We start from the raw sequence: 21,020 nt of genomic DNA, 5'->3' as shown, positions 1-21,020 counted from the left end.
CTTCATCCAGAACAGTAAGGTGCCCACAGATGAGCACGACAGTTGCCGACTGCATGGTGGAGGCCCTCGCGGCCTCCGGAGTTCGCCGCGTCTACGGTCTCCCCGGCGACTCCCTCAACGGGTTCACGGATGCTCTGCGCCGCAACGGCACCATACGGTGGGCGCACGTGCGCCATGAGGAGAGCGCCGCCTTCGCCGCCGCCGGGGAGGCCGCGCTCACGGGTGAACTCGCGGTGGTGGCGGGCAGTTGCGGTCCGGGCAATCTGCACTTCATCAACGGCCTGTACGACGCCCAGCGCAGTCGGGTCCCGGTCCTGGCGCTCGCCGCTCACATCCCGGCCGAGGAGATCGGCGGCGAGTACTTCCAGGAGACGCATCCGCAGGAGCTGTTCCGCGAGTGCAGCGTCTACGCCGAACTGGCCGCGACGGCCGAGCAGGTGCCGCGACTGCTGCGGATCGCGATGCGCACGGCCCTGGAGCGCAGGGGTGTGTCCGTCCTCGTCGTCCCCGGCAACATGCTCCTCGCCCGTGGTGACGCCGCGGCGTTCTCCCATCCCGTCCGGGCCACGACCTCGCACGTCACCCCCGACAGCGCCGCCCTGGCGGCGGCCGCGGACGTCCTCAACCGTGCCGAGCGGGTGACCATCCTGGGCGGGGCCGGATGCCAGGGCGCCCACGACGAGGTCATGGCGCTGGCCGGAGCGCTGAAGGCCCCGATCGTGCACGCGCTGCGCGGCAAGGACTTCCTGGAGTACGACAACCCGTACGACGTGGGGCTGACCGGTCTGATCGGATACAGCTCCGGGTACCGGGCGATGGAGCACTGCGACGCCCTGCTCATGCTCGGCACGGACTTCCCCTACCGGCCGTTCTACCCCGCCCCCGGCGTCCCGGTGGTCCAGGTCGACATCCGCGGGGAGCACATCGGACGCCGGGTCGGCGTCAAGGTGCCCCTGGTCGGCACGGTCAAGGACACCGCCGCCGCCCTGCTGCCGCTGATCCGGCCCAAGGGCGACACGAAGTTCCTGGACAAGCTCACCGGGCACTACCGCACGGTGCGCTCCCGCCTCGACGACCTCACCGAGGGCAAGCCGTCCGCGTCGGTGATGCACCCGCAGCAGGTCGCGGCCGCCGTCGACCGGCACGCCTCCGCCGACGCCGTCTTCACCGCGGACGTCGGCACACCCACCGTGTGGGCGGCCCGCTACCTCACGATGAACGGCCAGCGCCGGCTCATCGGCTCCTTCAACCACGGCAGCATGGCGAACGCCCTGCCCCAGGCCATCGGCGCCCTGTGCGCCTCGGGGCCGGGACGCCAGGCCGTGGCCCTGTGCGGGGACGGCGGGCTCAGCATGCTCCTGGGCGAGCTGATCACCCTGCGGCACCTCGACCTGCCCGTGAAGGTCATCGTCTTCAACAACCAGGCCCTGTCGTTCGTGGAACTCGAGATGAAGGCCGGAGGCATCGTCAACTACGGCACCGACCTGCCGGACCTGGACTTCGGCGCGGTCGCCCGCGCAATCGGCCTCTTCGGGGCGCGCGTCGACCGCGCCGACCAGCTCGAGGAGACACTGCGGAAGGCGTTCGCGCACCAAGGTCCCGCGGTCGTGGACGCGCGGACCGCCCGCCAGGAGCTCTCCCTGCCGCCGAGCATCACGTTCGAGCAGATGAAGGGCTTCACCCTCTTCGCCACCCGCACGATCCTCACGGGGCGGGGGGACGAGATCGTGGAACTGGCCAAGACGAACTTCAGGCAACTACCCCTGATGTGAGCGGCTTCTCGCTTGCCGCACCATCGCCGCGACCGAGCGGTCCACGTCCGCCTCGGTCGTGGCGTGGCCGGACACCGAGATACGCATCAGCCGGCGCCCGCGCCAAGTCGTGGCCCCGACCCAGCAGGTGCCGTCCTCCTGAACCGCCCGGACGACGGCGTCCGTGCGGGCGTCCGACCCGAACCCGACGAGGACTTGATTGAGCGTCACCTCGTTGACGACGTCGAAGCCCGCCGCCGACAGGCCGTCGGCGAAGCGCCGGGCGAGCGCGCAGCAGCGGTCCACGAGTGCGGCGACGCCGTCACGGCCGAGCTCGCGGAGCGCCGCCCAGGTGGCGAAACCCCGTGCCCGGCGGGACGACTCGGCGGTGTAGTCGGCGCCACCGGCCGGTGTCGCCTCGGCCCGGGTGAGATAGGACGCGGTGTACGACAGGGCGCCGGCGTGGACGGCGGGGCGGGAGCAGAGGGCGTAACCGCAGTCGTAGGGCACGTTGAGCCACTTGTGCCCGTCGCACGCCCAGCTGTCGGCCAGCTCGACACCGTCGACGAGGTGGCGGGTCGCCGGGCTCGCGGCCGCCCACAGGCCGAAGGCCCCGTCCACGTGCACCCAGCCGCCGGCCGCGTGGGTGAGGTCGCAGGTCGCCCGGAGGTCGTCACAGGCGCCGGTGTTCACGTTGCCGGCCTGCGCGCACACGATCGTGAGCGCATCGGGGTCGGAGGCCAGCACGCGGCGCAGGTCGTCGATGTCGAGCGCCCCGCGGTCGTCGGTGCGCACCGGCTGGACGCAGTCGGTGCCGAGGCCGAGCAGCCGCAGGGAGCGGTCGACGGTGGCGTGCCGCTCCGTACCCGCGACCACCCGCAGGCGCGGGGCACCGGCCAGCCCCTGGCGTCCGACGTCCCAGCCGGCCTCGGCGAGCAGGTGCTGCCGGGCCGCCGCGAGACCGGCGGTGTTGGCCGCCTGTCCACCCGTGACGAACCCGGCGGAGGCCGTCGCGGGAAGGCCGAGCAGCTCCTTCAGCCGCCCGCCCGCCGCTTCCTCCGCGGCGATCGCGGCGGGGGAGAGCACGGCGTTGAAGGCGTTCTGGTCCCAGCCCGCGGTGAGGATGTCCGCGGCGGTGGCGGCGGGCAGTGCCCCGCCGACGACGAACCCGAAGAAGCGCGGTCCCGCCGAGGCGACGAGCCCCGGACCGGCGGCGGCCACCAGCTCGTCGATCACCGTGCGCGGGTCGGTGCCCGCGCGGTCGAGGGGCGCGGAGAAGGCGGCCCGCAGCGCCGCGTGGTCCACGGGCCGCGCCACCGGCTGCTCGGCAAGTGAGCGGCGGTAGCCGGCGGCCTGCTCGGCGGCGTGGCGGAGGATCTGCGTCAGCTCGTCCATGGCCGCACCGTAACCACCTCGCCGGGACGCCGGAAGCGGCCGATCGGGGACCATCCTGCCCCCGCAGAACCATGGCGTCGGGCATGAGCTGGACGGCACACATCGCGTGACCGGTGTCTCACCGCGCTCGCGTTGCTATGCAACGAGGTGCATAGGAGGATCGGGGCATGGCGCTCGAGCACGCGATCCTCGTCTCCCTGCTGGAGAAGCCGGGCTCCGGCTACGAACTGGCCCGGCGGTTCGAACGGTCCATCGGCTACTTCTGGACCGCCACCCACCAGCAGATCTACCGCGTGCTCAAGCGCATGGAGAGCGACGGCTGGGTGGACGTCCGGGATGTCCCGCAGTACGGGCGTCCGGACAAGAAGGAGTACTCGGTCGCCGCGGCAGGCCGTCAGGCGCTCTCCGCATGGCTCGGCGAACCGACGGAGCCCGAGAGCGTCCGCCACGACCTCGCCGTCAAGGTGCGCGGCGCCGCCTTCTCCGACCCCGCGGCCCTCATCGACGAGGTCGAGCGGCACCGCCAGGCCCACGCGGCCCGCCTGGCCCACTACCGCGCGGGGGAGACCCGCGACTTCGGCACGCCCCCGGCGGGGGACGAGCTCGACGCCGAACGGGAACTCCAGCACGTCGTGCTGCGCGGCGGCATCGCCTACGAGCAGATGATGATCGCCTGGCTCGACGACGTCCTCACCACACTCGCCCGCTTCCGCACCGGCCACTGACCGGCGCGGCACGCCCCTCCGGGCCCCGGCCCGGACCCACCCTCACTCCTCCCAGCCGAAAGGCGGCTTCCATGGCCGACGCGCTGCTCTTCAACCCGCGGACCTACGACCCCGCGCACTTCGACCCGGAGACCCGCAGGCTGCTGCGCGCCACCGTCGACTGGTTCGAGGAGCGCGGCAAGCGCCGGATCATCGAGGACTACCGCACCCGCGCCTGGCTCGGCGACTTCCTCGCCTTCGCCGCCAAGGAGGGCCTGTTCGCCACCTTCCTCACCCCCGCGTCGGCGGCGGGCGAGGGTGAGGGCGACAAGCGCTGGGACACCGCCCGCATCGCCGCGCTCAACGAGATCCTCGGCTTCTACGGCCTCGACTACTGGTACGCCTGGCAGGTCACCATCCTCGGCCTCGGCCCCGTCTGGCAGAGCGGCAACGCCGCCGCCCGCGCCCGGGCCGCCGAACTGCTCTCCCAGGGCGAGGTGTTCGCCTTCGGGCTGTCCGAGAAGAGCCACGGCGCCGACATCTACTCGACCGACATGCTCCTGGAGCCCGACGGCCGGGGCGGCTTCCGGGCACGCGGCTCCAAGTACTACATAGGAAACGGCAACGCCGCCGGACTCGTCTCCGTCTTCGGCCGCCGCACCGACGTCGAGGGTCCCGACGGGTACGTCTTCTTCGCCGCCGACAGCCGTCACCCGGCGTACCACCTCGTGAAGAACGTCGTCGACTCCTCCAAGTACGTCAGCGAGTTCCGCCTCGAGGACTACCCCGTCGCGGCGCAGGACGTCCTGCACACCGGCCGGGCCGCCTTCGACGCCGCCCTGAACACGGTCAACGTCGGCAAGTTCAACCTGTGCACCGCCTCGATCGGCATCTGCGAGCACGCCATGTACGAGGCCGTCACGCACGCGCAGAACCGCATCCTGTACGGCCGTCCCGTCACCGCCTTCCCGCACGTGCGCCGCGAGCTGACCGACGCGTACGTCCGGCTCGTCGGTATGAAGCTGTTCAGCGACCGGGCCGTCGACTACTTCCGCACCGCGGGCCCCGACGACCGCCGCTACCTCCTCTTCAACCCGATGACGAAGATGAAGGTGACCACCGAGGGCGAGAAGGTCATCGACCTGATGTGGGACGTCATCGCGGCCAAGGGCTTCGAGAAGGACAACTACTTCGCCCAGGCGGCCGTCGAGATCCGCGGCCTGCCCAAGCTGGAGGGCACCGTCCACGTCAACCTGGCCCTCATCCTGAAGTTCATGCGCAACCACCTGCTCGACCCGGTCGCGTACGAGCCCGTCCCGACCCGCCTCGACGCGGCCGACGACGACTTCCTCTTCCGCCAGGGCCCGGCCCGCGGCCTCGGCTCGGTGCGCTTCCACGACTGGCGGCCGGCCTTCGACGGGTACGCCCACCTGCCCAACGTCGCCCGCTTCCGCGAACAGGCCGACGCGCTCTGCGAGTTCGTGCGCACGGCGGCTCCCGACGAGGAGCAGAGCCGGGACCTCGACCTGCTCCTCGCCGTCGGGCAGCTCTTCGCGCTCGTCGTCCACGGGCAGCTGGTCCTGGAGCAGGCCGCCCTGTCGGGCCTCGACGAGGACGTGCTCGACGAGCTGTTCGCCGTCCTCGTGCGGGACTTCTCCGCGCACGCCGTCGAACTGCACGGCAAGGACTCCGCGACCGAGGACCAGCAGCGGTGGGCCCTCGGCGCCGTCCGCCGGCCGGTCGTCGACGGTGACCGCTCGGAGCGCGTCTGGCGGCGCGTCGAGGCGCTGTCGGGGGCGTACGAGATGATGCCCTGAGGTCGCGGCCGGAACCGGACGTGACCCTGGCCCGGGGGCGGAGGCTCCCGGGCCAGGGTGTGCTCACGACCGGTCGGGGACCGTCACCAGACCCCGCTGCGGACGTACGGGTTGACCGCCCTGAGGTTGCTGTCGTAGCTGGCCCTGAACACGTAGTTCGGGTCGGCCTGGGTGAGCCAGCCGGACGTGTGCGTGTAACCGGTGCCGTCCGAGAGGTAGGTGGCGTCGGCGAACGACCAGGACCGCCCGCCGTCCGTGCTGATGTCCAGCCAGACCCAGCCGCGCGGGTCCCAGCCGGACCCCTGGATGCGCCCCCAGCCGTACTGGTAGCCGCCGTAGTAGCCCGAGCGGATCTCGATGGTGATGGTTCCCCGCTGGTTCGGGGCGTGGGTCAGACGGTTCGTCGTCTCGAACACCTGGTCGGTGTTGATCGTTCCGGGTGGTGCCGCGTGCGCGGGCGTGGCGAGCGCCGTGACACCCAGCGCCCCGAGCGACCCCGCCACCGCGGCGGACCCGGCCGATCTCAGCAACGTCCTTCGATCCATGAAGCGGCTCATAGGTTCCCCCTGTTGAGGCCATGGTCTGAGAAGCGCGGACGCCGACCTGCGCGAAGCGTCCACGACAGACCCTAGGCGAGGGAACCGGCGCACGGTCCCTGACAGATGTCAGGGAGGGACACGGGGGTTCGCCCGGCGCTCGGCGCCGTGCTGGTGTCATCGCCGGCGAGGGCGGCCTGTACGGCGGAGGGGGAGCCCGGGGCGAGCCGCAGTGCCCAGTCGCGCGCCTGCAACGGTCCCCGTGCGGCTGAACGGTCCTCGAAGATTCCCATGCCGCCGTCCTGCCCGCCACCACGGTCAGTGCGCTCAGGAGGCCCGGCCGCCGGGTGGGTCCGCCACCGCGTCCGTGAAGCGCGCGGCGAGGGCGGCGACGGCCGCACGCAGTTCCTCCCCGCCCTCGACGCGGAAGGCGACGGGCAGCACCGCCAGCCACTCCTGCGCGTACATGGCCGGGTTGCGGGTGCTGCCCACCAGCACACAGCCGTCCCCCAGCGGTTCGAGGCGTCCCATCGGCGGCCGGATCCAGCGGGCCACCTCGGCCGGCGGCAGGTCGAACACCACGCGCGTGGGGTACGCCCAGCCGACGCCCAGGTTCTCCTCCAGCACCGCCACCGGGTCGAGCCCCGGGGGCGGTTCGAACCGCTGCGTGGTCGCCTGGACCGTACGGACGCGGTCCACCCGGTAGGTGCGGACTGCGTCCGCGCGATGGCTGTGGCACAGCAGGTACCAGCGGCCGTAGCGGACGACGAGGGACCAGGGGTCGACCTCCGCCTCCCACTGGGCACCGGCTTCGCTGCGGTAGGTGATCCGCACCCGGTGGCGTGCCGCGACGGCGCCGACGAGTTCGCCGGTGATGGCCGGGTCCGGACGGGTGGCGTACGGGTCGGGCGCGGCCGACGCGTACGTGTGCAGCAGCGTCGCCTCCCGGCCGACGCTCTCCGGCAGTGCCTTGACGACCTTGCCGAGGGCGGCGCTGACCAGGTCCTCGGGGTCGGCGGCGGTCGGCTGGCCGCTGAGCACGGCCATCACCAGGCCGAGCGCCTCCGCCTGCGTGAAGTGCACGGGAGGCAGGCGCGTCCCGCGCCCGAGCCGGTAACCGCCGTGCGGCCCCCGGGTGGACGTCACCGGGATGCCGGCCTCGCGGAGGATCTCCACGTAACGGCGGGCGGCGCGCTCCGTCACACCCAGCCGCTCGGCGAGTCCGGTCGCCGTCGTACCGGGGCGGACCTGGAGGATCTCCAGGACGCGCAGGGCCCGGGCGGTGGGGCTGAGGTCGTTCGGCACCCAGGCAGGCTAGTCCGTCCACCCCGAGGATCGCGGCACGATCCGGCAGCCGATCGTCCGGATCTCCTCCTACCGTGACATCCGTCAACCGGCAGAAGAGGAGAGCATCATGGACATCCTGCTCATCGGCGGCCTGTGGCTGCGCGGATCCGTCTGGGGCGGTGTCGCCTCCGCCCTGGAGAAGCTCGGCCATCGCCCCGTGCCGCTCACACTGCCGGGGCAGGGGGACGGCGCCGTGTCCGCCACGCTCGACGACCAGTTGGAGACCGTGCTCGCGGCCGTGGACGCGGCACCCGGCGAGGTCGTGGTGGTGGGCCACTCCGCCGCCTGCTCGCTGGCCTGGCTGACGGCCGACCGGCGGCCGGGCAAGCTGGCCAAGGCCGTCCTGGTCGGTGGCTTCCCGGCCTCGGACGGCCGGGCGTACGCCGACTTCTTCGAGGTGACGGACGGCGTCATGCCCTTCCCCGGCTGGAAGCCCTTCGAAGGAGCGGACGCCGCCGACCTCGACGAGGAGGCCAGGAGCGCGTTCGCGGCCGCCGCGATCCCGGTGCCCGAAGGAGTGGCCAGGGGTGTGGTGCGACTGGCGGACGAACGGCGGTGGGACGTCCCCGTCGTGGTGGTGTGCCCGGAGTTCGCGCCCGCGCAGGCCCGGGAGTGGATCGACGCGGGAGACGTGCCGGAGCTCGCCCGGGCCAAGGAGGTCGAGTTCACCGACATCGACTCCGGCCACTGGCCCATGATCACCGAACCGGCCGAGCTGGCCCGGATTCTGGCCGCGGCGGCGGACGCGGCCTGACAGACCCGCACGGGGCGTCCCAGTGTGTCCTCCTGGGGGCCGCAGTGGGTGGTCAGCTCCGGCGGCGCGCGGTCCGCTCCGCAGCGCCGCCGCGGTCGCGCCGCTCGCAGGACTCCGCGGGCGGCGTGTCCGCGCCGAGCCCTGCCAGCAGCCGCAGTCCGTCCTCGGCGGCGCTGCCGGGAGCCGCCGACAGCACCACCAGCTCCGAGCCCGCCTCCGACGGCAGGGCGAAGTTCTCCTGGTGCAGTTCCAGCAGCCCGACCAGCGGATGCCGGTACGCCTTGCGTCCGTGTGTGCGGGCCCGTACGTCCGCGCGGGCCCACAGCCGGCGGAACCGCTCGCTGCCCATGGCCAGTTCGCCGATGAGCGAGGCGAGCCGGGGGTCGCCGGGATATTCACCGGCGGCCAGCCGCAGATGCCCGACCACGTCGACCGTGCACTTCTCCCAGTCCGCGTACAGGCCGTGTCCGGCCTCCTCGAGGAAGATGTGCCGGGCGGTGTTCAACCCCGGCATCGGACGGCCGAACAGGAGTCCGGCGAGGCGGTTCCCGGCGAGCACGTCCATACGGTGGTTCATGATCAGCGCCGGTGCGCCGTCCACCAGGTCGAGGACGCGCAGCAGTTCCGGGCGCAGCCGGCCGCCCGGCGCCTTCGTGTGCCGGCGGCGCTGGCAGGCGAGCCGGTCGAGGTGTCCCCGTTCGATCTCGTCGAGTCCGAGGACACGGGCGAGCGCGTCGCGTACCTGCTCGGACGGCTGGGTGGCGCGGCCCTGCTCCAGCCGGACGTAGTAGTCGACGCTCACGCCGGACAGGTGCGCGACCTCTTCACGGCGCAGCCCCGCCACCCGGCGGCGGCTGTCGACGGGGATGCCGACGGTCGCCGGGTCGACCCGGGAACGCCGTATGCGCAGGAAGCTCGCAAGATCCTCCATGTCCTCAGTATGGCTCGGGCCCCGGCGTCTGGGCGGTGGTGAAGGTGGTCCTGCCATTACCAGGAAGTCGCGTCCGGTGGTCAAGGCGTCCCTGAACAGAAGGCGTTGTGGCGCCCAGGATCGAACACGACCGATCCGAAGAGGAGTTGCCGTGAAGACACTGATCGTCCACGCCCACCCGGAGCCGAAGTCGCTCAACGGCTCACTGAAGGACCTCGCGGTGTCCACGCTGGAAGGCGCCGGGCACGAGGTACGGGTGAGCGACCTGTACGGGATGAACTGGAAGGCGGTCGTGGACGCCGCGGACTACGGAGCCGACGGCTCGGCCCGGCTGGAGGTCGTGCGGGACTCGGGGCGGGCCTTCGACACCGGGACGCTCACCCCGGACGTCCGGGCCGAGCAGGAGAAGCTGCTGTGGGCCGACACGATCGTCTTCCAGTTCCCGCTGTGGTGGTACTCGATGCCCGCGATCCTCAAGGGCTGGGTGGACCGGGTGTTCACCCGGAACTTCGCCTACGGCGTCGGCGAGCACAGCGACACCCGCTACGGGGAGCGGTTCGGCGAGGGCACCCTCGCGGGCCGCAGGGCGCTGCTGTCGGTGACCGTGGGCGGCCACGAGTCGCACTACGCCGCGCGCGGGATCAACGGCCCCATCGACGACCTGCTGTTCCCGATCCACCACGGCATCCTGTACTACCCGGGCATCGAGGTGCTGCCCCCGTTCGTGCTGTACGGCGCCGACCGGCTGACCGACGCGGACTACCCGGACGTCGCCAAGGCGTGGCGGCAGCGCCTGCTCACCCTGGAGTCGACCGAGCCGATCCCGTTCCGGCCGCAGAACTCCGGCGACTACGAGATGCCGTCACTGCATCTGCGGGACGGGCTGGAGTCCGCGGGCCGCTCCGGGTTCGGGCTGCACGTACGCGGCTGACCCCCGGAGCGACGGCCGGGCCGGGCCTCGACGAGCGGTCGTGTCCGGGCACGGTGGTCGCCGCACCCGACAAGGCCAGGGCCCTCGCCCACGCGACCGACCAGTTCGCCGCATCCCCGGGCACGCGAGCGGCGGCGCCCGCGCCCGCCGGACGAACCGTCAGGCAGGTGGGCGGGCGGCCTCCTGAGCGTCCACGGCACCGCCGGTGAGCCGCGGCTCGACGTCCACGACGCCCTCGACGGCTCGCGCCAGGCGTACGGCGATCGGGACCAGCGCGGTGTCGCGGACCGGCCCGCGCAGGGTGACGACCCCTTCGCGCACGCTGACGTCGATCGAGCGGCCGGCGACCGGACGCAGACGGGAGACCACCGTGCGGCGCACCTCGTCCGCGATCTGGTCGTCGGGCCGCAGGAAGACCTTCAGCAGGTCGGCCCGGCTGACGATCCCCTGCAGCGTGCCGACGCGGTCGACCACGGGCAGCCGTTTGACGTGCCGGACCGCCATGATCCGGGCGGCCTGGGCGAGCGTGGCGTCCGGATGGACGGTGACGGCGGGCGTGCTCATGAGGTCCCCGGCCGTGGTCGCACCGGCCTTCACGAGGTCGTCGAGGCGCCTGCGCGACTCGGCGAGGCTCTGCTCGCCCTCCCGGAACTCCTCCTTGGGCAGCAGGTCGGCCTCGGAGACGACGCCGATGACCCGCCCTTCGCCCTCCAGCACCGGCATGGCGCTGACCTTCCACTGCTCCATGGTCCGCACGATCTCCTTGAACGGCGCGCCGCGCCCGACGGCCACGACCGTCTGCGTCATCACATCGCTCACGGTGTACGCGGTCCCGTTCCCGGCCATCTCCGATCACCTCGTCTCGTGTGCGTCACGGAGTTCACAGCGCCAGCCCGGCACGACGCGGCCCGTCCCGTCCCGGCAGGGAGGCGGTGTCGTCCACCCGGTGACGCAGCTCGGCGGAGACGTCGACCACCCCGTCCACGCCCTGGCACAGGCGGACGACGAGCGGGACGAGCGAGGCGCGCTCCACGACGCCCTTCAGGGACACCCGCCCGTCGACGACCCGTACGGCCACCGCGCCCGGAGCGATCCCCAGCGTGCGCAGCAGCACCTCACCGGAGATCTCCTCCCGGATGGCGGCGTCGCCGCGCAGGAAGACCCGGAGCAGATCGGCCCTGCTGATCAGGCCGAGGAGTCGGCCGGTCCCGTCCACCACGGGCAGCCGCTTGACGTGGTGGCGCTCCAACACCTGGGCGGCCTCCACGGCCGTCCACTGAGGGCGGGCGGTCACCGGCGGGCCGCTCATCAGCGCCTGCGCCGTGGTCGCTTCGGCTTTCGCGCGGTGGGCGGGCCCGGGACGCAGCAGGCCCGCGGGCTCCAGCAGGGCGGCCTCCTTGCGTAGCAGGTCGGCCTCGGACACGACGCCGACGACGTGGTCCTCGTCGTCCACGACCGGTACGGCGGTGACGTCGTACTCGGCCAGCAGCTTGGCGATGTCCTTGAACCCGGTGTCCCGGTGCACTTTGACGACCGACGTGGTCATGAGGTCGCTCACGGTCCGGTGCCACATGACTCCCGCCTCCTCGTGTCGCCCCCTCCTCGCTTCCACTGTCCGCCGCGTCCGGCCCGGGCCGCATGGGCCGAACGGCTCCGACCACGGGTCCGCACGGCGCCGTCCGGCACGTACGCTGATCGTCCTGGCCGGGCGGGGGTGAGGAGACGTACATGAGTCGCCGCAAGGAGGGCCGTAAGACGGCTCGCGTCGTGACCGCGACGGTGCGCGAGTGGCGGGACGAGGAGGGCTGGGGCGTCCTCGACTCGCCCGAGACCCCCGGAGGATGCTTCGGCCACTACTTCGACATCCAGGCACCCGGCTTCCGCACCCTCGTACCGGGGCAACAGGTCGGCCTCGTCTGGGAGGCCCTCGGCTTCGCCCAGGACGGCTACGCCTACCGGGCGGTGAGCATCGTCCCCCGGCCGCACGCCGGATAGCGCCCGGGCACTCGGGCCGGACGCCCGGGCTCAGCCCGCCCGGACATGACGAGGGCCGTGGTCCAGGGCTTTCGCACCCCGGTCCACGGCCCTCGCGGGAACGACCGCTGCCGTACCTACGGACGCAGGGTCCGCTGCTGCTCGACGTCGCGCTTGTCCAGCCTCGCGTCGAACTTCGCCAGCGGCTTCGCCGCCGCCGGGTTCGCCCGCACCGCGTTCGGTGTGACGTCCGCCCAGTCGAGGATGCGGGCCGTGGCCAGCGCCTTCTCCTTCTCGACCAGACCGGCGACGTTCGCGCCGTGGTTCATGCCGGGCGCGGTGAACACGTACGCGTCACGTGCCCCCTTGCCGACCCGGAACCGCTCGGCGCCCCACGGGTCGTTCTCGCCGTAGACGAACAGCATGTGCCGGGCGTTGTGACGCACCCACGTGTCGACGTCCCGCATGGCCCACGGCTCGAACTTCATGGCGATGGAGCGCGGCACGAAGTTGCGCGGCGGCTGGTAGCCGTAGTGGACGTACTTCTTCTCGATGTGCGGGAAGTGGATGGTCGGCGCGCCCAGCTGGGTGCCCGCCTGGTAGTAGTACGGCGTGTACGGGCTCAGACCCTGGTCCGTGTAGAACGAGAAGCCGGAGATCGTGTCGACGGAGTTCCAGATCTCGTCGTCGGTGGCGTTCTTGGCGTCCGCCGGGATGTCCTTGCAGTCGGCGAGGGTGCTGTACTGCCAGAAGCCCCACACGTAGTCCAGGACGACCGCCTCGTAGGCCCGGTCCAGGCTGCCGATGGTGTCGAAGGTGTAGCCGTTCTCGGCGGCGTACGCGGCGTACTTCTTCTCCAGCGGGGTGCGGCGCACCAGTGCCTCGCGCTGCACGCCGTTCAGCCGGTCGCGGCACTCCGCGGTGCCGACGGTGCGGAAGAAGCGGTCGTAGGCCGAGTCCTCGTCGTTCACCACGTCGTTGGGGGCGACGTAGGCGACGACGCCGTCCATGTCCTTGGGGTAGAAGCGCTCGTAGTAGGTGGCGGTCATGCCGCCCTTCGAACCGCCCGTGGAGATCCAGTTCTCGCTGTAGATCTTCTTCAGCGCCGTGAAGATGCGGTGCTGGTCGCTGGCCGCCTGCCAGATGTCCAGCTTCGACCAGTCGGCCGGCTCGGGCCGGGACGGCGTGAAGAAGCGGTACTCCATGGAGACCTGGTTGCCGTCCACGATCTGCGTCGGCTCGGCGCGGCGCGGCGTCGTCGAGACGCTGTAGCCGCCGGTGTAGAACACGGTCGGCCGCGTGGTGTCCTTGTGCAGCACGGTGATCCGCTGCTGGAACGTCCCCTTGGAGGGCCTGCGGTGGTCGACGGGCTGGGTGTAGTTGAGGACGAAGAAGCGGTACCCGGTGTACGGCTTCTCCTCGATCAGGCTCATGCCCGGGATCGAGAGCAGTCTCTCCTTGATGTCAGTGGTGCCGGTGGCCTCCGGCCCGGCGGCGGTGGCCGCCCCGGCCGTACTCAGTGTGCCTATGAGCACCGTGAGCGCCAGCAGCCATCTGAGCGCCTTGCGCATGCGCACTCCCCTGTGAGACAGATGTGCGCCGGAAGCTACTTGACGAACTCCCCGCCACGCCAGGGGACATAGGGAAAACCCTGTGCGACGGGAGTGGTTCGTGGGTCGGTGTGGGTTCTGTCCGCGTCGGTGCGGGGGCCGGAACAAGAGGTGGCGTCAGCGGTGGTTCAGCTCGGCGAGCTCCGTGGCGAGCTTGGTGCGGAACGGGGTGTGGCCGAGTACCCGCAAGGCGATGTTGCGGACTCCGCGGGCGGCGGGGCGACGCGTGGTGGCCAGGCGCGTCATGCGGTCGGCGAGGGCGAGCACCTGTTCGGCGACCGGCCGGCGCGTGGTCTCGTACGTGTCGAGGGATCCCGAGGCCAGGGCCCGGCCGAGCGCGTAGCCGTCCTGGATGCCGATGTTCATCCCCTGCCCGCCGGCCGGGCTGTGCACGTGCGCGGCGTCGCCGGCCAGGAAGAGCCGCCCCGCCCGGTAGGAGTCGGCGACGCGATGGTGCACCCGGAACCGGGAGGACCAGTGCACCTCGTGGGCGGTGGCCTGTCCGGGGACGCGTTCGTCCAGCATGCTTTGCAGGAAGGCCAGGTCGGCGGTCTGGGGAGCGTCGTCGACGGTGGCGACGACGCGGTAGCGGTCGCCGGGCAGTGGCGCGACGACGACCATGCCCGCGCTGTGGAGGTTCAGGGACACCTCGCGCGGGCCAGGAGCCCAGCGCATGTCCACGTCGGCGAGGACGAAGGACTCCGCGTAGGCGCTGCCGGTGAAGCCGATGCCGGCGGCTTCGCGCACCGTGCTGTGCATGCCGTCCGCGCCCACGACGTGGTTGGCCCGTACGGTCTCCCCGCTGGTCATCGTGACCGTGGCCCCCGTGTCGTCCTGCACGACGGACGCCGCCTCGTGGGGCCGGAAGGCGTCGGCGCCCAGCGCCCGCAACCGAGTGAGCAGGACGTCCTCGGTCTCGTTCTGGGGCACCATCAGCGCGTACGGATGAGGCGTGGGCAGGCGGTCGAACGGAATCGTCATCAGGGCGCGAGTGCCGTCGCGGACGGAGAAGCGGGTGAGCTTGATGCCTCGGCGGAGCAGTTCGGCGGAGGCGCCGAGCTCGTCGAGAACCTCGAGGGTGCGGGCGTGGACCACCGCGGCCCGGGAGGTGTTCGCACCTTCCGCCTGGCGGTCCGCCAGGACGAAATCGATGCCGGCCTGAGCGAGGGTGATCGCCAGTGCCAGCCCGGTGGGTCCGGCGCCGATGATCGCGACGTGGGTGCGGGAGGGGAGTGGGCTCCGGTCCATGAGGGTCTCCTGCTCCATCGAGGGTGCCAACGAGTGTTGGCCATCGCTTGTAGGCAGAGTGCTCCATCGAGGCAGCCAAGTCAACAAGCGTTGGCCAACATTCGTTGACCCAATGGTGCGAGGCACGCTCGGGCGGCCTGGGTGCCCGTACGGCCGGACCTCCGTCGAACGGCCGTACGCCGGCCCGGTCGGGCGACCGGGCCGGCGTCCAGAGCGCTCCTCGCGTCACCCTCGCGCGGCGCGAAGCGGTTCGCCGACGCTCCTGAGGTGGCGCAGCGCCTCGCGGTGCGAGTCGATCAGACCGGTCTGGTGGTACGGGATGCCCAGTTCCGCGCAGTACTGCTCGGTGATGGCCTGAGCACGGCTGAGAGCCGGGGTGGGCATGCTCGGGAACAAGTGGTGCTCGATCTGGTAGTTCAGCCCGCCCATGAAGACGTCGACCAGGGGGCCGCCGCGGACGTTGCGTGAGGTGAGGACCTGGCGGCGCAGGAAGTCCAGCCGGGTGCCCTCCCCGATCATCGGCATCCCCTTGTGGTTCGGCGCGAACACCGACCCGAGGTAGATGCCGAACAGCCCCTGGTGGACGGCGATGAACGCCAGCGCCTTGCCCGGCGAGAGGACGGAGAACAAGGCGCCGAAATACAATCCGAAATGAATCGCGAGCAGCGTGCCCTCGAGCACGGGGCGTTTCACCGGGCGACTGCCGAGCGCCCGGAAGCTGCTGAAGCTGAGATTCAGTCCTTCCAGGGTCAGCAGGGGGAAGAAGAGCACCGCCTGATGCTTTCCGACGAAACGCGGGAGACCCTTCGCCCTGCGGGCCTGGCGGCGCGACCAGACGAGAATGTCCGGCGCCACGTCGGGGTCCTTGCCTTCATGATTGGGATGCGCGTGGTGCCGGGTGTGCTTGTTCATCCACCACCCGTAGCTCATGCCGAGCAGCAGGTCGGCGACGAGGAGGCCGCCCGCCTCGCTGGGGCGCCGGCGGGAGAAGACCTGCCGGTGGGCGAGGTCATGGGCGGCGAGCCCGAGCTGGCCGAAGATCACGGCCAGGGCGACTGCGACGAGCAGCTGCCCCCAGCTGTCCCCCAGCCTGAAAAAGGCGGCGATGGACCAGGTGAGAGCGAGGCCCACCGCACCGAAACGCACCGTGTAATACAGCGGACGGCGCCGGAGAAGTCCGGCCGCGGATATCCGGCGAGACAATTCGGAGAAGTCGCTTCCATCGCGCCGTTCGTCTTGTCCTCGTTGCGTGGGCGGGTCTGCCGGAAGAACCGTGGGAGGCGTCATGACGGCAAGTATCTGAACCGTGCACCGGTCCGGGAATGACGGTCGCCCCCCGGGCGGGGGAGGGGCTGGCACCAGCGTGAAGGTGTGGAAAGCCCGGGGGCGGTGTCGCACACCGCCCGCGACACCGCCTGGGAAGCGGGTGCCCTACGGCACCGGGGGACTGCCTGTCCCGGCCTCAGACGAGGGCCGCGACCAGGAGCGTGAAGGCGGCCACGATGACGCCGACGCGGGCGTGGTGATAGCGGTTCCAGCGGTTCATCTGCTCCTTCCAGTCCTCAGGGCGGTTCTCGGGCGTCCACGTCTTGCCCCGGTTGTTGATCGGGACGAGCAGCAGGACCGACATGACGACGCTGAGGACGAGCAGTGCGGCGGCGGCGACGAGGAGGCCGGCGCCGTCGTCGTGCCATGTGGCCGCGGCCCAGAGTGCGGTGAGCGCGAGCGAGCCCCCGTACCAGAACGGCATCAAGGCGCCGAGCATCCGGCCGCCGTGGGACCGGGCGAGCTGGTCGCTGTCCTCCGGAAGCGCGTTGAAGATCGGGTTCATGACGAAGGCGACGGCGAACTCCACCCCGACCATCAGTCCGACGACCACGGTGGTGACGACCTGCAGGGCACTGAGCATGACGACCCCTCCTGTATCTAGCATTGCTAGCTGATAGGTCAACGCTAACTCTTCTTATGCTCGATTGTCTAGCGGTGCTAGAATCGAGTCATGTCGGTCAAGGAACGCAAGGAGCGCGAACGGGCACAGCGCGAGCGCCTCATCGTCGCCACGGCCCGGGAACTCGCCGAGGAGCAGGGGTGGGACGCGGTCACCACCCGCCGGCTCGCCGAGCGCATCGAGTACAGCCAGCCCGTCCTGTACAGCCACTTCCGCGGCAAACGCGAGATCATCGGCGCCGTCGCCCGGGAGGGGGCGGCCGAGATGGCCGTGGCGGTACGGGCCGCGGTGTCCACCGCGCACACCCGGCGGGAGCGGGTCGCCGCTCTCGCCCGCGCCTACCTGGACTTCGCCGAACGCAACCCAGCGGTCTACGACGCCCTGTTCGACCTCGACGGCGGCTTGGCGTTCGCCCGGGAGGACACCCCCGGGGAGCTCAAGGACGCCTTCGCCGCCCTGCTGGAGACCCTGGGCGAGGTCGCCGGTGACGGCGTCCACCCGGGACTGTTCACCGAGACGTTCTGGGCGTCCCTGCACGGACTGGCCACCCTGACCCGGGCGCGACGCCTCCCGCCGGAGGACGCGGAGCGCAGGATCGAACTGCTGGTGGACCGCCTCGCGGTGATCTGAGCGCCGGCTCGCCCAGCCGGGCGTCAGCTCTGCCGGACGTCAGCTCTGCCGGGAGTGCACGGGGCTGTTCGCGACCTCCTCCGGGCACTTGTGGTGCGGCGCCCGCGTGCGGCGGTCGCGTACCCAGTCGGACGTGGCCAGGGCGAGCGAGGCCAGCATGCCGACGATGCCGGTGCCCAGGGCGATGACGAGCGCGTTCTGGTAGTCGCCGCCACTGCCGAGCACCAGGTAGAAGAGGCCGGGCAGGGCGGCGGTGCCCACCGCGGCGCCGAGCCGCTGTCCCGTCTGCAACGCGCCTCCGGCCGCGCCGGCCATCTGCACGGGCACGTCCCGCAGGGTCATCGTGATGTTCGGCGAGACCACGAATCCCCCTGCGATGCCACCGAGGAACAGCACGGGGGCGGCGAGCCAGGGAGCGATGTCGGGGGGCGCGAACCGCAGCAGCAGGGCGGCTCCGCCGAGCCCGCAGATCACTCCCGCGAGCCCGCACACGGTCAGCAGCCGGCCGAAGCGGTCCACCAGCCGCCCCGCGATCACCGCGGCTCCGGCCGAGCCGAGGGCGAACGGGGTCACGGCGAGCCCGGACTCCAGCGGAGAGAAGTGCCGCCCGTCCTGGTAGAAGAGGGCGAAGACGAGCCAGACGCCGCTGAACCCCACGAAGTACAGCGTGCCGACACCGGCGCCCACGGCATACCCGCGCACCGTGGTGAACAGCCGTGGATCGAGCAGCGGCCTGGTCCCCCGGGCGACGAGACGGTACTGCCGGCTTACGAAGACGACCAGGATCGCGGCGCCGACGAGGAACAGCCACCACAGGCGGCTCAGCCCGCCGGCCTCCGCCTGCACGAGCGGATACATGAGGGCCAGGACGCCGAGCCCGAGGAGCAGCACACCGGGCACGTCCACGTGCCCCCGCCCGGAGCGCCGGGTGCGGGGCAGCAGACGCCGTCCGAGGAGAACGGCGAGGATGCCGATGGGGACGTTGACGTAGAAGATCCAACGCCACCCCTGCGGGCCGTCCGCCAGCGCGAGGATCGTCCCGCCGATGAGCGGGCCCGACGCGGACGAGATGCCGACGGTCGCCCCGAAGTAGCCGAAGGCGCGACCCCGTTCGGCGCCACGGAACATCTGCTGGATGAGCGCGGAGTTCTGCGGCGCCATGAATCCGGCCGCCAGGCCCTGGGCGAGCCGGGCCACGACCAGGAGCGTGATGTCGGGAGCGGCACCGCAGGCCGCGCTGAAGAGGACGAAGCCGCACAACGCCGCCAGGAAGATACGGCGCCGGTCCAGGGCGTCGCCGAGCCGTCCGGCGGTGACGAGGGCGAGGGCGAAGGTGAGGGTGTAGCCCGACACCACCCACTGCACCTGTGCGGGAGAGGCGCCCAGGTCGCGCTGCACGGTGGGCAGGGCCACCGCCACGATCGTGACGTCCAGCAGGCTCATGAAGCCCGCCACCAAGGTGACCCAGAGCGCCCGCCACCGGCGCGGGTCCGGCTGATGGTCGTCCGTCTGGCCACCGGGGTCCCGGTCGCCCGCCGCTGACGCCGACGCTGTCACATGGAGTCCTCTCGCACGGCCCGGCCGAACAGGTCCCCGGTTCCCCGGACGTACGGCGCGCACACCCGGTCACCCGCAAACGGGCCACGCCCGCGGCTCGCGATGCCGGAGGCCCGCTCAGCGGGGCGGGGGATAGATCAGCCTGCCGTCGACGACCTGGGCGTGCGGACTCAGCACGGCCGCTGCGGACGACGTGGCCGACATGATGTGCACGACCTCCACACCGGCGACGATCAGCGCATCCGTGATCAGCCGCCGATGGCACCGCCACGGCACCGCCTCGCTGCACATGATCGCGGGCCGCCCGTGCGCCGCCAGCTCCCTCAACTCGCCGAGCCCTTCGGCGAACGCGGGCGTGCTCATGTGGTCGGCGTAGTCGCGGAAGGCCTTGACCCGCCACGCGCCGTTCGGACTCGGCACGCCCACGGGGGTGTGCCGGCGGCCGCCCAGTTCACGGATCCACCGATAGCCGATGTCGGGCGGCAGGGACTCGACGACGGCAGCCTGATTCCACTGCGGGTGCTTCCGGGACGAGGGGAACGACCGGACGTCGACCAGACAGGTCACGCCGTTGCCACGCAGCATCGCGACCACCTCGTCGAAGCCACGGGTCGAGTGCCCGATCGTGTAGACGCGGTCCGTCATCGCACTGCCCCGCCGCCCAGGCCCCTCCGGGTGACCCTGCCGACCACACCTTCGTCAGTGCTCCTGCTTCGTGCATGGCGACATGCCCGGTCTTGTCGCCCCGCGGGCAGGCTCAGCCACATCACGTCGCGCCGGGTGCCCGGGGGCACGGCGTCCAACCGTGAGGAAATTCGCTGTCCGTCCGCCGGAGGACGGTGATAGACACCCGATGTGACCATGACACTCGCGTTCTCCGATCTGCGGCGCCTGATCGACGAACGGTCCACCGCCTTCCGGGCCGCGGTCGCCTCCGCGCCCAGTCTCGACGTGCAGGTGCCCACCTGCCCGGAGTGGACGGTGTTCGACCTGGTGCAGCACCTCGGTGGCGGGGACCGCTTCTGGGCCGCCGTCGTCGGCGCGGGACCCGCCGACGCGCCGCCGGCCGAGGCCGTCACCCGGCGCGCCGCCGTGGCCGCGCCGCGGGAACGTGAGGCGCTGCTGGCGTGGCTGGCCGAGTCGACGCAGCTGCTGCTGAGCGCGCTGGGGGAGGCGGGTCCGGATCGCGGTTGCTGGACGTGGTGGGGCGCGTCGCAGTCGCCGCGGACCGCAGGTGGCGTCGCCCGGCACCGAGTCCAGGAGACCGCGGTGCACACCTACGACGTCCAGGTCACCCTTGGGGCCCCGCGGCCGCTGCCGGACGAGGTGGCGCTCGACGGCGTCGACGAGTTCCTGTCCACCTGCTGCGCGACGCCGGCCGCCTGGCCGCACAAGCCCACCGCGATCGACTTCCACGCCACCGAGGGCCCCTCCTGGCGCCTCACGCTCGACGGAGACGGGGCGCGGGCGACCCGGCTGCCCGCCGACGTCACCGGTTCGGGCCCGGACGCCCCCGGCGTCTCCGTCCGGGGGACCGCCGGTGAACTGATCCTGTCCCTCTACGACCGAATCCCGGCCGCCTCCCTCCAACTCGACGGAGACGCCGGCTTGCTGGACCTGCTCCGCGCCTGGGAACCGGAGGAGTAGGGCGCAACGGGACGCCGCGCACCTACGGATGCAGTTTCTCGCCCTTCGCGAGCATCGCCACGAACTTCTTGATCCGGCGTGCCCGGGTCTCCGGCTTCTTGGCGTCTCGGACGCGGTACAGGATCGCTTGACTTGCACCTCGGGTTGAAGCCCGTGGATTCTGGCCTTCCTGACCGGTTGCTGTGCCGCTATGCGGCACGGTTTCCGGTGGGGATTCCGTGGCTTCCTGTTTCTTCGCGC

21 protein-coding genes are annotated in these 21,020 nt (G+C 71.7%); 8 read left to right on the top strand and 13 right to left on the bottom strand.

Annotated elements, in window-relative coordinates; genetic code table 11:
- Window positions 1-29 precede the first annotated feature (29 nt).
- The gene (gene poxB / locus ABZ899_RS33050) at window positions 30-1,772 is read left to right on the top strand and encodes a ubiquinone-dependent pyruvate dehydrogenase (RefSeq protein ID WP_361353529.1); all 1,743 of its coding nucleotides are present in this window, start codon (window positions 30-32) and stop codon (window positions 1,770-1,772) included.
- Here the strand turns inward: poxB and ABZ899_RS33045 are convergent.
- Window positions 1,758-3,146: a pyridoxal-dependent decarboxylase gene (locus tag ABZ899_RS33045; RefSeq protein ID WP_361353526.1), complete on the bottom strand. Its 1,389-nt coding sequence runs from the start codon at window positions 3,144-3,146 to the stop codon at window positions 1,758-1,760. The two genes, poxB and ABZ899_RS33045, sit on opposite strands and share 15 nt — an antisense overlap.
- A 167-nt stretch (window positions 3,147-3,313) precedes the next feature.
- Between ABZ899_RS33045 and ABZ899_RS33040 the strand changes: the two genes are divergently transcribed.
- Both ABZ899_RS33040 and ABZ899_RS33035 read left to right on the top strand, forming a co-directional pair.
- Entirely contained in the window at window positions 3,314-3,871 is a 558-nt protein-coding gene (locus ABZ899_RS33040) for a PadR family transcriptional regulator (protein ID WP_361353523.1), read from the top strand.
- Window positions 3,872-3,942: 71 nt separating this feature from the next.
- Window positions 3,943-5,667, top strand: coding sequence for an acyl-CoA dehydrogenase family protein (locus ABZ899_RS33035; RefSeq protein WP_361353520.1), 1,725 nt, complete (start codon window positions 3,943-3,945; stop codon window positions 5,665-5,667).
- Between the two features lie 83 nt (window positions 5,668-5,750).
- On the opposite strand, the gene ABZ899_RS33030 is transcribed toward ABZ899_RS33035, so the two are convergent.
- Together ABZ899_RS33030 and ABZ899_RS33025 are read right to left on the bottom strand one after the other, a co-directional pair.
- A complete protein-coding gene (locus ABZ899_RS33030; RefSeq protein ID WP_361353517.1) occupies window positions 5,751-6,212 on the bottom strand; it encodes a hypothetical protein in 462 nt (153 codons plus the stop codon).
- Window positions 6,213-6,530: 318 nt separating this feature from the next.
- Window positions 6,531-7,508 (bottom strand): WYL domain-containing protein, encoded by a 978-nt coding sequence (locus tag ABZ899_RS33025; protein ID WP_361353515.1) that lies wholly within the window; start codon window positions 7,506-7,508, stop codon window positions 6,531-6,533.
- 109 nt (window positions 7,509-7,617) lie between these two features.
- Here ABZ899_RS33025 and ABZ899_RS33020 point away from each other — a divergent pair, with 109 nt between their 5' ends.
- Window positions 7,618-8,304: an alpha/beta hydrolase gene (locus ABZ899_RS33020; protein WP_361353513.1), complete on the top strand. Its 687-nt coding sequence runs from the start codon at window positions 7,618-7,620 to the stop codon at window positions 8,302-8,304.
- 52 nt (window positions 8,305-8,356) lie between these two features.
- Here ABZ899_RS33020 and ABZ899_RS33015 read toward each other — a convergent pair whose 3' ends face one another.
- Window positions 8,357-9,235, bottom strand: a complete 879-nt coding sequence (locus ABZ899_RS33015; RefSeq protein WP_361353510.1) for a helix-turn-helix transcriptional regulator — start codon at window positions 9,233-9,235, stop codon at window positions 8,357-8,359.
- Between the two features lie 151 nt (window positions 9,236-9,386).
- Here ABZ899_RS33015 and ABZ899_RS33010 point away from each other — a divergent pair, with 151 nt between their 5' ends.
- A complete protein-coding gene (locus ABZ899_RS33010) occupies window positions 9,387-10,166 on the top strand; it encodes an NAD(P)H-dependent oxidoreductase (RefSeq protein WP_361353507.1) in 780 nt (259 codons plus the stop codon).
- Between the two features lie 159 nt (window positions 10,167-10,325).
- On the opposite strand, the gene ABZ899_RS33005 is transcribed toward ABZ899_RS33010, so the two are convergent.
- Both ABZ899_RS33005 and ABZ899_RS33000 read right to left on the bottom strand, forming a co-directional pair.
- A complete protein-coding gene (locus tag ABZ899_RS33005) occupies window positions 10,326-11,012 on the bottom strand; it encodes a CBS domain-containing protein (RefSeq protein WP_361353504.1) in 687 nt (228 codons plus the stop codon).
- A gap of 34 nt (window positions 11,013-11,046) precedes the next feature.
- Window positions 11,047-11,739 carry a CBS domain-containing protein gene (locus tag ABZ899_RS33000; protein ID WP_361353501.1) on the bottom strand — a complete coding sequence of 231 codons (693 nt, stop codon included), beginning with the start codon at window positions 11,737-11,739 and terminating at the stop codon, window positions 11,047-11,049.
- A 155-nt stretch (window positions 11,740-11,894) separates the two neighbouring features.
- On the opposite strand from ABZ899_RS33000, the gene ABZ899_RS32995 reads away from it, so the two are divergent.
- On the top strand, window positions 11,895-12,161 hold the full coding sequence (locus ABZ899_RS32995; protein ID WP_361353499.1) for a cold shock domain-containing protein: 267 nt from the start codon (window positions 11,895-11,897) through the stop codon (window positions 12,159-12,161).
- A 116-nt stretch (window positions 12,162-12,277) separates the two neighbouring features.
- On the opposite strand, the gene ABZ899_RS32990 is transcribed toward ABZ899_RS32995, so the two are convergent.
- The 4 genes from ABZ899_RS32990 to ABZ899_RS32975 form a co-directional block, all read right to left on the bottom strand.
- On the bottom strand, window positions 12,278-13,711 hold the full coding sequence (locus ABZ899_RS32990; protein WP_361353496.1) for a S28 family serine protease: 1,434 nt from the start codon (window positions 13,709-13,711) through the stop codon (window positions 12,278-12,280).
- 156 nt (window positions 13,712-13,867) lie between these two features.
- The gene (locus ABZ899_RS32985) at window positions 13,868-14,998 is read right to left on the bottom strand and encodes an FAD-dependent monooxygenase (RefSeq protein ID WP_361353493.1); all 1,131 of its coding nucleotides are present in this window, start codon (window positions 14,996-14,998) and stop codon (window positions 13,868-13,870) included.
- Between the two features lie 225 nt (window positions 14,999-15,223).
- Window positions 15,224-16,285, bottom strand: a complete 1,062-nt coding sequence (locus ABZ899_RS32980) for an acyl-CoA desaturase (RefSeq protein ID WP_361353490.1) — start codon at window positions 16,283-16,285, stop codon at window positions 15,224-15,226.
- A 175-nt stretch (window positions 16,286-16,460) separates the two neighbouring features.
- Window positions 16,461-16,907, bottom strand: coding sequence for a DUF1772 domain-containing protein (locus ABZ899_RS32975; protein ID WP_361353487.1), 447 nt, complete (start codon window positions 16,905-16,907; stop codon window positions 16,461-16,463).
- Window positions 16,908-16,997: 90 nt separating this feature from the next.
- On the opposite strand from ABZ899_RS32975, the gene ABZ899_RS32970 reads away from it, so the two are divergent.
- The gene (locus tag ABZ899_RS32970; protein WP_361353484.1) at window positions 16,998-17,576 is read left to right on the top strand and encodes a TetR/AcrR family transcriptional regulator; all 579 of its coding nucleotides are present in this window, start codon (window positions 16,998-17,000) and stop codon (window positions 17,574-17,576) included.
- Window positions 17,577-17,615: 39 nt separating this feature from the next.
- Here ABZ899_RS32970 and ABZ899_RS32965 read toward each other — a convergent pair whose 3' ends face one another.
- Together ABZ899_RS32965 and ABZ899_RS32960 are read right to left on the bottom strand one after the other, a co-directional pair.
- Complete coding sequence (locus ABZ899_RS32965; RefSeq protein ID WP_361353481.1) at window positions 17,616-19,133, bottom strand: MFS transporter; 1,518 nt, start codon at window positions 19,131-19,133, stop codon at window positions 17,616-17,618.
- 117 nt (window positions 19,134-19,250) lie between these two features.
- Entirely contained in the window at window positions 19,251-19,778 is a 528-nt protein-coding gene (locus tag ABZ899_RS32960) for a DUF488 domain-containing protein (protein WP_361353478.1), read from the bottom strand.
- Between the two features lie 216 nt (window positions 19,779-19,994).
- Here ABZ899_RS32960 and ABZ899_RS32955 point away from each other — a divergent pair, with 216 nt between their 5' ends.
- On the top strand, window positions 19,995-20,780 hold the full coding sequence (locus ABZ899_RS32955; RefSeq protein ID WP_361353642.1) for a maleylpyruvate isomerase family mycothiol-dependent enzyme: 786 nt from the start codon (window positions 19,995-19,997) through the stop codon (window positions 20,778-20,780).
- 22 nt (window positions 20,781-20,802) lie between these two features.
- On the opposite strand, the gene ABZ899_RS32950 is transcribed toward ABZ899_RS32955, so the two are convergent.
- Window positions 20,803-21,020 (bottom strand): YdeI/OmpD-associated family protein (locus ABZ899_RS32950; protein WP_361353475.1); only part of this gene is annotated, 218 nt, incomplete at its 5' end.

It is taken from the genome of Streptomyces sp. NPDC046859, assembly GCF_040645135.1.
Classification (GTDB): Bacteria; Actinomycetota; Actinomycetes; order Streptomycetales; family Streptomycetaceae; genus Streptomyces.
Note: the sequence above shows the minus strand (reverse complement) of the source record. Positions and strands in the feature narration are given on the sequence as shown.

Bases quoted from the DNA above. Each gene is read 5' to 3' on its own strand.
- ABZ899_RS33040 (WP_361353523.1), top strand. From the start codon at position 3,314: ATGGCGCTCGAGCACGCGATCCTCGTCTCCCTGCTGGAGAAGCCGGGC.
- ABZ899_RS33015 (WP_361353510.1), bottom strand. From the start codon at position 9,235: ATGGAGGATCTTGCGAGCTTCCTGCGCATACGGCGTTCCCGGGTCGAC.
- ABZ899_RS33000 (WP_361353501.1), bottom strand. From the start codon at position 11,739: ATGTGGCACCGGACCGTGAGCGACCTCATGACCACGTCGGTCGTCAAA.
- ABZ899_RS33030 (WP_361353517.1), bottom strand. From the start codon at position 6,212: ATGGATCGAAGGACGTTGCTGAGATCGGCCGGGTCCGCCGCGGTGGCG.
- ABZ899_RS33045 (WP_361353526.1), bottom strand. From the start codon at position 3,146: ATGGACGAGCTGACGCAGATCCTCCGCCACGCCGCCGAGCAGGCCGCC.
- ABZ899_RS32960 (WP_361353478.1), bottom strand. From the start codon at position 19,778: ATGACGGACCGCGTCTACACGATCGGGCACTCGACCCGTGGCTTCGAC.
- ABZ899_RS32955 (WP_361353642.1), top strand. From the start codon at position 19,995: ATGACACTCGCGTTCTCCGATCTGCGGCGCCTGATCGACGAACGGTCC.
- poxB (WP_361353529.1), top strand. From the start codon at position 30: ATGAGCACGACAGTTGCCGACTGCATGGTGGAGGCCCTCGCGGCCTCC.
- ABZ899_RS32980 (WP_361353490.1), bottom strand. From the start codon at position 16,285: ATGACGCCTCCCACGGTTCTTCCGGCAGACCCGCCCACGCAACGAGGA.
- ABZ899_RS32995 (WP_361353499.1), top strand. From the start codon at position 11,895: ATGAGTCGCCGCAAGGAGGGCCGTAAGACGGCTCGCGTCGTGACCGCG.
- ABZ899_RS32990 (WP_361353496.1), bottom strand. From the start codon at position 13,711: ATGCGCAAGGCGCTCAGATGGCTGCTGGCGCTCACGGTGCTCATAGGC.
- ABZ899_RS33020 (WP_361353513.1), top strand. From the start codon at position 7,618: ATGGACATCCTGCTCATCGGCGGCCTGTGGCTGCGCGGATCCGTCTGG.
- ABZ899_RS33005 (WP_361353504.1), bottom strand. From the start codon at position 11,012: ATGGCCGGGAACGGGACCGCGTACACCGTGAGCGATGTGATGACGCAG.
- ABZ899_RS32970 (WP_361353484.1), top strand. From the start codon at position 16,998: ATGTCGGTCAAGGAACGCAAGGAGCGCGAACGGGCACAGCGCGAGCGC.
- ABZ899_RS33035 (WP_361353520.1), top strand. From the start codon at position 3,943: ATGGCCGACGCGCTGCTCTTCAACCCGCGGACCTACGACCCCGCGCAC.
- ABZ899_RS32975 (WP_361353487.1), bottom strand. From the start codon at position 16,907: ATGCTCAGTGCCCTGCAGGTCGTCACCACCGTGGTCGTCGGACTGATG.
- ABZ899_RS32985 (WP_361353493.1), bottom strand. From the start codon at position 14,998: ATGGACCGGAGCCCACTCCCCTCCCGCACCCACGTCGCGATCATCGGC.